Here is an 11199-nt window from a genome sequence, read left to right on the forward strand (position 1 = left end):
GCCCCCGGCGCCCCCGCGCTCCGACGAAATCCGGGTGACGGGCGCCCCCCGATCGGCTATCCGTTCGAGTGGGCGTAGGGCCTGTAGCTCAATGGTTAGAGCCGACCGCTCATAACGGTCTGGTTGCAGGTTCGAGTCCTGCCGGGCCCACCATCCGTCCCGCAGAACCTTGCGGCCCGACAGCCTTTTCGGCCCCCTCGCGCAACCGGCTGTGTCAGCCTCGCCCGGCATCGGCACGGTTTCCAAGGCACGGGCCGGACCATCTGCGACCCTGAGACAACGTCCGCCCGCGGGGCGATCGGAGTGCTCCGGCGTTGGATCAGGGCCTGCACCGAAACCCGGTCGCTGCCAGCCCACCTCTCGTGCTGCGGGCACGGGGTGAGGTGTCGCCCGGCAAACCATGAGCGCTGATCCGATGAGCTCCGACCTGACCGTCTACTACGATGGCGGCTGCCCGCTCTGCCGGGCCGAGATCGGCCATTACCGCGACTGCCGCGGGGCCGAGCGGATCGCCTTCGTCGATGTCGGGCGCGATGCGCCGGCGGCCGGCCTGGGGCCGGATCTCGACCGGGGCGACGCCCTGCGGCGCTTCCACGTGCGCGGCGCGGACGGCCGGCTCGTGTCGGGGGCGGCGGCGTTCGCGCGGCTGTGGCGCGTCCTGCCGAACTGGCGCTGGCTCGGCCGCCTCGTCGAGCTGCGCGTCTTCGGGCTGCGGCCCATCCTGCCCGTCGCGGAGGCGGCCTACCGGTTGTCCCTGCCCCTGCGGCCGCGGCTGGCGCGGCTGATCACCCGCCGAGGACGCTCAGACTGCGCGCGCGACCCGCGCGAACCGGCATCGGATCGCCGGTGAACGATGAGGCGCTTCCGCCTCGCCCAGAAAGCTGGCATCCTGACACCGTGATCCTCTGGCTGGCCCTTCGGCGGCTGCTTCCGCTCCTGGCGGTTCTCAGCCTCGCCCTGCTTCCGGTCGCCGCCCCTGCGGCGGTCGCCGGCATGCATGCGCCGACGATGGCCCGAGCGGAGCGGGCCGCGCCGCATGAGCACGGCCACGCGATGGCGCAGAAGGACTTGGCGCAGAAGGACTTGGCGCAAAAGGACAACATGGCGGGCGCCGCCATGGACGCCATGCCCTGCTGCCCGCCCGAGGCCGCGACGCCGCCGGACCAGCAGCCCGGGGACGGGGACGGGTCCACGGGCTGTCTCAAGGGCTGCCCGCTGATGGCCCTGTGCCTCGCCGGCCTCGCCTCCTTGCCGCCGTCCGGGGTCGGCCTGCCGGTGCCGTTCGCCACCGGAGCGCCTCTGTTCGCCCGGAAGGCGGCACGGTTCGCCAGCGTGACCGGAACGCCGCCGCCCGAGCCGCCCCGAGCCTGAACCCGATGCCGCGGGCCATGACGCCCGCGTGAGGCTGCACGCCCGTGCGGCCGGCCATCGTGTTCAGGAGATTCTGTGTGACCTTCCAATCCGTTGCCCAATCCGTTGCCCGATCCTTGGCGCGCGCCTGCACGGCCGCGCTCGTCGGCACTGCCCTGTGCGCTCCGGCCCGCGCCGCGCCGGCGGATTACCGGTTCGAACTCGTCACCCGGGAGGCCAAGGTCGGCGAGGCGGTCCTGACGGTCCGCCTGGTCGACACGCGCAGCGGCCAGCCGGTCACCGACGCGGTGATCTTCGCCAAGCGCATCGACATGGCCCCGGACAGCATGGACGAGATGACCTCGACCCTCGCGCAGCTCCCGTCCACGGAGCCGGGCCTCTACCGGTTCAGGACCAAGCTCACCATGGCGGGGGGCTGGCGGCTGTCGCTGGGCGCGAAGGTCCAGGGCGAGGCCGGCACCGTCAGCGACAAGCTCGTCTTCCAGGCCGTGCCGTGAGCCGCCCGGTTTGGCTGGCCGGAACCGTCGCCGCCCTGGCGGCGGGGGGCGCCGGCTATGGGGCGGGACGCATGGGCGGCCCCGATCCGGTCCCGCTGTTCGCGCGGGCCTGGGCGGGCTTCGCCGCCGAGCCGTCCGCCGCCACCGGGCCGGTGGTCTATTACCAGGATCCGGACGGCAAGCCGGTCTATTCCCTGTCGCCGATGATGACCGAGGACGGGCGCCTGTTCCGGGCCGTCCAGGCCAGCGAGGATCTCCGATTCGACCGGCCCGCCACGGAGGACGTTCCGGGTCGGGCCGGGCCGGGGGAGGGCGACGGGCCAAAAAAAGATCCCGGCCGGACGGTGCGCTACTACCGCAACCCGATGGGCCTGCCCGACACCTCGCCGATACCCAAGAAGGATTCGATGGGGATGGACTACATCCCGGTCTACGCCGGCGGCGACCCGGACCCGGACACCGTCACGGTCTCGCCGGGCCGGATCCAGCGCACCGGCGTGCGCAGCGCCGTGGTCGAGCGCCGGGTCGTGTCCCGGCCGGTGCGGGTGCCGGGCACGGTGGCGCTCGACGAGCGCCGGGTCACCGTGGTGGCGACCCGCGCGGACGCCTATGTCGACCATGTCGAGGACGTCACCACCGGCGACCGGGTCCGGAAGGGGCAGAATCTGGTCTCGGTCTACGCGCCGGAGATCAACGCCGCCGCCGCGCAGCTCATCGCCAATCCGGGCTTCGACGGCGCCCGGCGCCGCATCCGCAACCTGAACGTCTCCGAGGCCGTGATCGCCGAGATGGAGCGCACCCGGACGGTGCCGCGGGCGATCACCTGGGCCTCGCCCCGGGACGGGCTGGTCCTGGAGCGCCGGGCCGTGGAGGGCATGAAGGCCGCGGCCGGCGACACCCTGTTCCGGATCGCCGACCTGTCGCAGGTCTGGGTGCTGGCCGACGTGCCGGAGCGCGATCTCGCCGGCATCCGCGTGGGCCAGGCCGCGACCGTGCGGGTGCCCGGCCGGACTGCCACCGGCCAGGTCGGGATGATCTACCCGCAGGTGAACCGCGAGACCCGCGCGACCCGCATCCGCATCGCGCTGCCGAACCCGGACGGGCTGCTCCTGCCCGACATGTACGCCGATGTGGAGATCGCCACGGGCTCCACCGAGCCGGTGGTGGCGGTGCCCGAGGGGGCCGTGATCGAGACCGGCGCGCGCCAGGCGGTGCTGATCGAGGCCGGGGAGGGGCGGTTCGCGCCCCGCGCGGTCGAGATCGGGCGGCGCGGCGAGGGCTACGTCGAGATCCGCGCGGGCCTCCGGGCCGGCGAGCGGGTCGTCACCGCGGCGAATTTTCTGATCGACGCCGAGAGCAACCTGAAGGCGGCGCTGGCAAGCCTCGCCGCCCCGCCGGCCGACTGGGAGGCCGGGCGATGATCGCCCGGCTGATCGCCTGGTCGGCGCGCAACCTCGTGCTCGTGCTGATCGGCACCGTCTTCGCGGTAGCGGCGGGAGTCCAGGCCCTGCGCACCCTGCCGCTGGACGCGATCCCGGATCTCTCGGACGTGCAGACCATCGTCTACACCGAGTATCCGGGCCAGGCGCCGCAGGTGGTCGAGGACCAGGTCACCTACCCGCTGACCACCGCGATGCTGACCGTGCCGCGCGCCAAGGTCGTGCGCGGGGTCTCGATGTTCGGGGTCTCGTTCGTCACCGTCATCTCCGCAGACGGCACCGACCCGTATTGGGCGCGCTCGCGGGTGCTCGAGATCCTCAACGGCGCCGGCGGCCGCCTGCCCGCCGGGGTGATCCCGACGCTCGGGCCCGACGCCACCGGGATCGGCTGGGTCTACCAATACGTGATCCTGGCCCGGCAGCGGACGCTCGCCGAGCTGCGCTCCCTACAGGATTGGGTGGTCCGGTTCGCGGCCTCGCGCGGGGAGGGGGTGGCGGAGGTCGCCCCGGTGGGCGGCTTCGTCAAGCAGTACACCGTGGTGGTCGACCCGAACCGCCTGCGGGCGCAGGGCATCAGCCTGAACCGCCTGCGCGAGGCCATCCGGGCGAGCAACGCCGATGTCGGCGGCCGCACGGTCGAGCTGTCCGAGTTCGAGGTGGTGGTGCGCGGCCGGGGCTACCTCAAGGGCACCGCAGACATCGGCGCCGTCGTGCTCAAGACCGACAACGGCACGCCGGTGCGGGTGCGCGACGTCGCCCGGGTCGAGATCGGGCCCGACGAGCGGCGCGGGATCGCCGAACTCGACGGGGCCGGCGAGGTCGCGGGCGGCATCGTGGTGCAGCGCTTCGCCGCCAACGCCCGCGCCGTCATCGCGAGCGTCAAGGATCGCCTCGACGAGATCGCCAGGAGCCTGCCGTCGGGCACCGAGATCGTGCCGGTCTACGACCGGTCGCAACTCATCGACGCCGCGATCGCGACGCTGACCCACACCCTGGTCGAGGAATGCGCGATCGTCGCGCTGGTCTGCGTCGTGTTCCTGCTGCACCTGCGCAGCGCGCTGGTGGCGATCCTGATGCTGCCGGTGGGGATCCTGATGGCGTTCGCGGCGATGCGGGCGCTCGGGCTCGGCGCCGACATCATGAGCCTGGGCGGCATCGCCATCGCGGTCGGGGCGATGATCGACGCCGCCATCGTGATGATCGAGAACGCCCACAAGCACCTGGAGCGCGCGCCGCCGGGCCGGCCGCGCGCCGAGATCCTGGTCGGGGCCGCCGCCGAGGTCGGGCCGTCGCTGTTCCTGTCGCTCCTGGTGATCACCGTCTCGTTCCTGCCGATCTTCAGCCTGGAGAGCCAGGAGGGCCGGCTGTTCGGGCCGCTCGCCGTCACCAAGACCTTCGCGATGGCGGCGGCGGCGCTGCTGTCGGTGACCCTGGTGCCGGCGCTGATGATCCTGTTCGTGCGCGGCCGGATCGTCCCGGAGCACCGCAACCCGGTGAATCGGCTGCTGATCGGGGTTTACCGGCCGCTGATCGCCGCGGTGCTGCGGGCGCGGATCCTGACGCTCGTCCTGGCGCTCGGGATGCTGGCCGCCACGATCTGGCCGGCGCGCCAGCTCGGCTCGGAATTCATGCCCGAGCTCAACGAGGGCACGCTGCTCTACATGCCCACGACCCTGCCGGGCCTCTCCATCACCAAGGCGGCCGAGCTGCTGGCGACCCAGGACCGGATCATCAAGACGTTCCCGGAGGTCGCCTCGGTCTACGGCAAGGCGGGACGCGCCGGCACCGCGACCGACCCGGCGCCGCTGGAGATGTTCGAGACGATCATCCGGCTCAAGGCCCCGGAGGCGTGGCGGCCCGGGGTGACGCTGGCGAGCCTGCGGGCCGAGATGGACAAGGCCCTGCAGTTTCCCGGCGTGTCCAACGCCTGGACCCAGCCGATCCGGGCCCGGATCGACATGCTGGCCACCGGCATCCGCACCCCCGTGGGCGTCAAGCTGTTCGGCCCGGACCTCGCCGCCCTGGAACCGGTCGCCCGGACGGTCGAGGCGGCAATCCGCACGGTCCCGGGCACCGCGAGCGCCTATGCCGAGCGGGTGGTGGGCGGCACCTTCCTCGACATCACCCCCGATCGGGAGGCGCTCGGCCGCTACGGGCTTACCGTCGGCGACGTCCAGGACGTCGTTGCCACCGCGCTCGGCGCCGCGACCGTCACCACAACCGTTGAGGGGCGCGAGCGCTACGGCGTCAGCGTGCGCTACCCGCGGGCCCTGCGGTCCGACCCGCAGGCGATCGCCGATGACGTCCAGGTGGCGCTCCCGGGCGGGGGGACCGTGCCGCTGGGGGCGGTCGCGACGATCCAGCTCGTACGCGGGCCGACGTCGATCCGGAGCGAGAACGGGCGGCCCGCGCTCTACCTCTACGTCGACATCGCCGGGCGCGACCTCGGCGGCTACGTCGCGGAGGCGCGGGACGTGGTGGCGCGCGCGGTACCGCTGCCCGAGGGCGTGACGCTCCAGTGGAGCGGCCAGTTCGAGGCCCTGGAGCGGGCCGAGGCCCGGCTGCGGATCGTCGTCCCGGCGACCCTGCTGGTGATCGTGCTGCTGCTCTACCTCGTGTTCCGCCGGGTGACCGAGACGCTGATCGTGCTGCTGTCGCTGCCCTTCGCGCTGGTCGGCGGCGTCTGGCTGATGTGGGCGATGGGGTTCCACCTGTCGGTCGCCGTGGCGGTGGGCTTCATCGCGCTGGCCGGCGTCGCCGCCGAGACCGGGATCCTGATGCTGGTCTATCTCGACCAGGCGCTCGCCGAGCGGCGCGCGGAGGCGGCCCGCGCCGGGCGGCCCCTCACCCGCGCGGACCTGCGCGCGGCCATCATGGTCGGGGCGGTGGAGCGGGTCCGCCCGAAGATGATGACCGTCGTGGCGATCATGGCCGGCCTCCTGCCGATCCTGTGGAGCACCGGCGCGGGCTCCGAGGTGATGCAGCGGATCGCCGTGCCGATGATCGGCGGCATGGCCTCCTCGACGCTCCTGACCCTGATCGTGATCCCGGCGGTCTACGGCCTGGTCAAGGGCAGGGGCCTGCCGGCCGAGTCCGACCTACAAGCTGAGTCCGGCCTACAAGCTGAGTCCGGCCTACAAGCTGAGTCCGGCCTACAAGCTGAGTCCGACCTGCCGGGCTCGGCCGGGGCCGCGGCCCGCTCGGCCCTCCCGAAGCGCGCGTAGAGGGCCGGCAGGACCACCAGGGTCAGCAGGGTCGCGCTGATCAGGCCGCCGATCACCACGGTGGCGAGCGGCCGCTGCACCTCGGCGCCCGTTCCGGCGGCGAGCGCCATCGGGACGAAGCCCAGGGACGCGACCAGGGCGGTCATCGCCACGGGCCGCAGGCGGGTCACGGCCCCCTCCAGGATCGCCGCCCGCAGGGGCCGGCCCTCGGCGACGAGCTGCTTGATGAAGCTCAGCATCACCAGGCCGTTCAGCACCGCGACGCCCGAGAGCGCGATGAACCCGACCGCGGCCGGCACCGACAGCGGCATGCCCCGCAGCCACAGGGCCGCGATCCCGCCGGTGAGCGCCAGCGGCACCGCGGAGAACACCAGGAGCGCGTCGCGCGCGCTGCCGAGCGCCGAGGTCAGCAGCAGGAAGATCAGGCCGAAGCAGACCGGCACCACCAGGGTCAGGCGCCGCCGGGCCGAGGCGAGGTTCTCGAACTGGCCACCCCAGGTCACGTAGGAGCCGGCCGGCAGCGCGACCTGCTCGGCGACCTTCGCCTGCGCTTCGTCTACCAGCGAACCGATGTCCCGGCCGCGCACGTTGGCGGTGACGACGACACGCCGCTGGCCGTTCTCCCGCGAGATCTGGTTCGGCCCCTCGGTCACCGAGAAGCTGGCGACCTGCCGCAGCAGCACGGAGGCGACCTTGCCGTTCGGTCCCGGGGGGAGGGGGACGGGCAGGTTCTCCAGGGCCTCGCGGTCCTCCCGGACGGCGTCGGTCAGGCGCACCACGATCGGGACGCGCCGGTCGCCCTCGAACACGGAACCGGCCTCCCGGCCGCCGATCGCGGCGCCGATCACCTCCTGGATCGCTCCGGTGCTGAGGCCCAGCCGCGCCGCCTCGGTCCGGTCGATCCCGATCTCGAAGACCGGCAGGCCGGCGATCTGCTCGACCTTCACGTCGTCGGCCCCGTCGATGCCACGCAGGATCGCGGCGATCTGGTTGGCGGTCTTGAGCATCGGCTCGAACGCGTCGCCGAACACCTTGACGGCGAGGTCGCCCCGGGTCCCGGCCAGCAGCTCGTTGAAGCGCAGCTGGATCGGCTGGGAGAACTCGTAGATGTTGCCGGCGAGTTCGCCCACGGCCGCCTCGATCTGCGCCTGCAGGGCCGCCTTGGTGAGCGTGGGATCGGGCCACTCCGCCTGCGGCTTCAGGATCACGAAGGTGTCCGAGGCGCTCGGCGGCATCGGGTCGGAGGCGATCTCGGCGGTGCCGGTCTTCGAGAACACGGTGGCCACCTGCGGGAAGCCAGCCACGACCTCCTCGACCTTGAGCTGCATCGCCTGCGACTGGGTCAGGGAGGTCGAGGGGATCCGGCTGGCGTTGAGCGCGATGCTCTTCTCGTCAAGGAGCGGGATGAACTCGGTGCCGAGCCGGGCCGCCAGCAGGCCGGCCCCGGCCAGCAGCAGCAGGGCCGCCCCCAGGAACGGCGCCGGCGCCCGGATCGCCGCGGCGAGCAGCGGCCGGTAGGCCGCCTTCAGGCCCCGGATCAGCGGGTTGTCGGCCTCGGTGACCCGGCCGGTGATCACGATGGCGATCATGGCCGGCACGAAGGTCAGCGACAGGACGAACGCGCAGGCCAGCGCGAGGATCACGGTCAGCGCCATCGGCTCGAACATCTTGCCCTCGACCCCCGTGAAGGTCAGGAGCGGCCCGTAGACCAGGATGATGATCGCCTGCCCGTACAGCGACGGCCGGATCATCTCCTCGGCCGAGGCCCGGACCGTCTGCAGGCGCTCCTCCAGGGTGAGTCCGCGGCCCAGCGCCTGCTGGCGCTCGGCGAGGTGGCGCAGCGCGTTCTCGGTGATGATCACCGCGCCATCGACGATCAGGCCGAAATCCAGGGCGCCGAGGCTCATCAGGTTGGCCGAGATTCTGGCCTCGACCATGCCGGTCACCGTCATCAGCATGGCGACCGGGATCACCAGGGCCGTGACCAGGGCCGCCCGGATGTTGCCGAGCAGCAGGAACAGGACCGCGATCACCAGGGCCGCGCCCTCGGCGAGGTTCCGGGCCACCGTGCGGATCGTGGCCTCGACCAGGACCGTCCGGTCGAGCACCGTCCGCACCACGATCCCGGGCGGCAGCGTCCGCCGGATCTGAGCCATGCGGGCCTCGACCGCGGCCGCGACCGTGCGGCTGTTCTCGCCGATCCGCATCAGGGCGGTGCCGATCACGGCCTCCCGGCCGTCCACGCTGCCCGAGCCGGTGCGCAATTCGCGCCCGAACCGCAGGGCTGCCACGTCCCGGACCCGCACCGGCACGCCACCCCGCGTGGCCACCACCACGTCGGCGATCGCCTCCATGCTCTCCAGCCGGCCCGCGGCGCGCACGACGTAGCCCTCACCGTTATCCTCGAGGTAGCGGGCGCCCTGGTTGGCGTTGTTGGCCTCGAGCGCCCGGACGACGTCGCCGAAGGACAGGTCGAGAGCGGTCAGCTTCGTCGGGTCCGGCTGGACGTGGTACTGCTTCTCGTAGCCGCCGATGCCATCGACCCCGGCCACCCCCGGCACGGTGCGGATCTGGGGCCGGATGATCCAGTCCTGCACGGTGCGCAGGTAGGCGTTCCGCTCCAGCTCGGTGGCGAGACTCTGGCCCTCCGGGGTCAGGTAGCTCCCGTCCGGTTGCCAGCCCGGCCGGCCCGCGGGGGCGACCGTCCGGCCGCCGGGCTTGGCGTACTGGACCGACCACATGGTGATCTCGCCCAGCCCCGTGGAGATCGGGCCCATATGCGGCTCGGCGCCGGGCGGCAGGTCGCCCTTCACCTGCGACAGGCGCTCGGCGATCTGCTGGCGGGCGAAGTAGATGTCGAGCCGCTCGTCGAAGACCGCGGTGACCTGCGAGAAGCCGTTGCGCGAGAGCGAGCGGGTGTGGTCGAGCCCCTTGATGCCGGCGAGCGCGGTCTCGACCGGATAGGTCACCTGACGCTCCATATCGACCCGCGACAGCGACGGCGCCAGGGTGTTGATCTGCACCTGGTTGTTGGTGATGTCGGGCACCGCGTCGATCGGCAGCCTGGTCAGCGCCGTGGCGCCGAAGCCGGCCGCCAGCAGCACGAGGAGCAGGACCAGCCAGCGCTGGCGGATCGCGACGTCGAGGATGCGGCTGAGCATGTCCGGCGCCTCAATCGTCGTGGCCGGCTTCGGCCTTGCCGAGCTCGGCCTTCAGCAGGAAGGTGTTGCCGACCGCGATCTCGGTGCCGGCTGCGAGGCCCGCGGTGACCGCGTAGGATTCGTCGTCGGAGCGCCCGAGCTCGACCGAGCGCATCGCGAAGCCCTCCGGCGTGCGGACGAAGACCACACGCGCACCCGCCACGGTCTGGAGCGCCGCCTTGGGCACCCGGACCGGCACGGGATCCCGGTCGATCTCGATCTCGGCGGTGACGAAGGTACCGGGGCGCCAGGCCAGGTCGGCGTTGGGCAGGGCGACCACGACCCGGGCCGAGCGGGTCTCCGGGTTGAGGAACGGGCTCACGAAGATCACCCGGCCCTCCTGGTGGCGGCCGCCGCCCTCCCGGCCCGGGGTGACGGTGACGCGGGCGCCCTCCTGCACCCGGGCGAGGTCGAGGGTCGGCACCGACAATTCGATCCAGACGGTGGAGAGGTCGGCCACCAGGTAGATCTCGGCCGGGTCGCCCTCCTTGCCGACCGCCGAGCCGACATCGACCTTCCGCTCGACCACGCGACCGGCGAACGGAGCGCGCAGCTCGTAGCGGCGCAGGGTCGAGAGCGTCGGGGTCGCCTCGTCGCGCTTCTGCGCGGCCGCGACCGCGGTGGCGTCGAGCCCCAGCGCCGACAGCTTCTGGCGCGCCAGGTCGGCCCGCAGCCGGGTCTCGAGGAACGCCGCGCGGGCGCTCTGGAACGCCGATTCCGAGGCCGAGCGCGAGGCCAGCAGCTTCTGCTGGCGCTCGAAGTTGATCGTCTGGAGTTCGACCTGGACCAGGGCGGTCAGGTACTCGCTCTTGGCGTCGGCGACCTCCCGGCTGTCGAGCACGGCCACGACCTCGTCCTTCTGGACGGCGTCGCCCAGGCGCTTGCGCATCTCCGCGACGGTCCCGACCACCCGGGCGGGAACCCGGGCGATCCGGTCGGTATCGGGGGTGATGGTGCCGGGGACGAGGAGGTGTCGGGCCAGCGTGCCGCCGATGACCGGCGCGACCGCGATGCCCTGCGCCGCGACCTGTTCGGGCCGCATCCGGATCACGCCCGCCTCGGCGTGCTCGTGGTCCGGATGCCCTTCACTCTGGTGCGCCTGGTTCTGGGATTCTCGCCCTTCCGGCGCGGCGGCCCGCGTCGGGCCAGGGTCGTGATCGTGCCCGGCGGCCTCGGAGCCGGGATGGCCGGCGGCCCGGGTCAGGCCGACCGCCCCGAGGCTGTCCCGGACGAAGCCGGACACGCCCGGAACCGCGGCCCCGACGACGATGCCGGCGGCCAGGAGGAGAGCGGAGAGGAGGAGAACGGACATACGGAGACGCATGGAGGCCTGCTCGGCCGGGACCGCGGCGCGCCGCTCGGCGGCGTCCGGGGAATCCCGTTCAGATGACGCGTGAGGGCGAGCCGGACGCCCGCGCGGGCAGGCCGGCCAGGACGCGCGCCGAGACCGGCGGCGTCGGCTCAGGCG

The 11199-nt window shown here is 72.8% G+C and carries 6 protein-coding genes, 1 tRNA gene and 1 pseudogene; 6 read left to right on the forward strand and 2 right to left on the reverse strand.

Annotated features, from left to right (window positions below; translation table 11 throughout):
- Window positions 1–77 precede the first annotated feature (77 nt).
- The 6 genes from FV242_RS29890 to FV242_RS29915 all read left to right on the forward strand — a co-directional run bounded on the left by FV242_RS29890 (window position 78) and on the right by FV242_RS29915 (window position 6531).
- Window positions 78–153: transfer RNA gene (locus FV242_RS29890), tRNA-Ile, on the forward strand.
- A gap of 262 nt (window positions 154–415) precedes the next feature.
- Window positions 416–850 (forward strand): thiol-disulfide oxidoreductase DCC family protein, encoded by a 435-nt coding sequence (locus FV242_RS29895; protein WP_147909414.1) that lies wholly within the window; start codon window positions 416–418, stop codon window positions 848–850.
- Window positions 851–897: 47 nt separating this feature from the next.
- Window positions 898–1371 (forward strand): hypothetical protein, encoded by a 474-nt coding sequence (locus tag FV242_RS29900; RefSeq protein WP_147941457.1) that lies wholly within the window; start codon window positions 898–900, stop codon window positions 1369–1371.
- A 77-nt stretch (window positions 1372–1448) separates the two neighbouring features.
- Window positions 1449–1868, forward strand: a complete 420-nt coding sequence (locus FV242_RS29905; protein WP_147941454.1) for a FixH family protein — start codon at window positions 1449–1451, stop codon at window positions 1866–1868.
- On the forward strand, window positions 1865–3289 hold the full coding sequence (locus FV242_RS29910) for an efflux RND transporter periplasmic adaptor subunit (protein WP_147941455.1): 1425 nt from the start codon (window positions 1865–1867) through the stop codon (window positions 3287–3289). Before FV242_RS29905 ends, FV242_RS29910 begins: the two co-directional genes overlap by 4 nt.
- On the forward strand, window positions 3286–6531 hold the full coding sequence (locus FV242_RS29915) for an efflux RND transporter permease subunit (RefSeq protein WP_246692950.1): 3246 nt from the start codon (window positions 3286–3288) through the stop codon (window positions 6529–6531). The genes FV242_RS29910 and FV242_RS29915 overlap by 4 nt, the downstream gene beginning before the upstream one ends.
- On the opposite strand, the pseudogene FV242_RS29920 reads toward FV242_RS29915, so the two are convergent.
- Together FV242_RS29920 and FV242_RS29925 are read right to left on the reverse strand one after the other, a co-directional pair.
- A pseudogene (locus tag FV242_RS29920) lies at window positions 6510–9692 on the reverse strand (efflux RND transporter permease subunit); the annotation flags it as partial. The gene FV242_RS29915 and the pseudogene FV242_RS29920 sit on opposite strands and share 22 nt — an antisense overlap.
- Before the next feature lie 10 nt (window positions 9693–9702).
- A complete protein-coding gene (locus tag FV242_RS29925) occupies window positions 9703–11043 on the reverse strand; it encodes an efflux RND transporter periplasmic adaptor subunit (protein ID WP_246692951.1) in 1341 nt (446 codons plus the stop codon).
- Window positions 11044–11199: the final 156 nt, after the last annotated feature.

The organism is Methylobacterium sp. WL64 (assembly GCF_008039945.1).
Classification (GTDB): domain Bacteria; phylum Pseudomonadota; class Alphaproteobacteria; order Rhizobiales; family Beijerinckiaceae; genus Methylobacterium.

What these genes read in the sequence shown, in the direction of transcription:
- FV242_RS29895 (WP_147909414.1), top strand. Translation starts at nt 416, where the DNA reads ATGAGCTCCGACCTGACCGTCTACTACGATGGCGGCTGCCCGCTCTGC.
- FV242_RS29915 (WP_246692950.1), top strand. Translation starts at nt 3,286, where the DNA reads ATGATCGCCCGGCTGATCGCCTGGTCGGCGCGCAACCTCGTGCTCGTG.
- FV242_RS29925 (WP_246692951.1), bottom strand. Translation starts at nt 11,043, where the DNA reads ATGTCCGTTCTCCTCCTCTCCGCTCTCCTCCTGGCCGCCGGCATCGTC.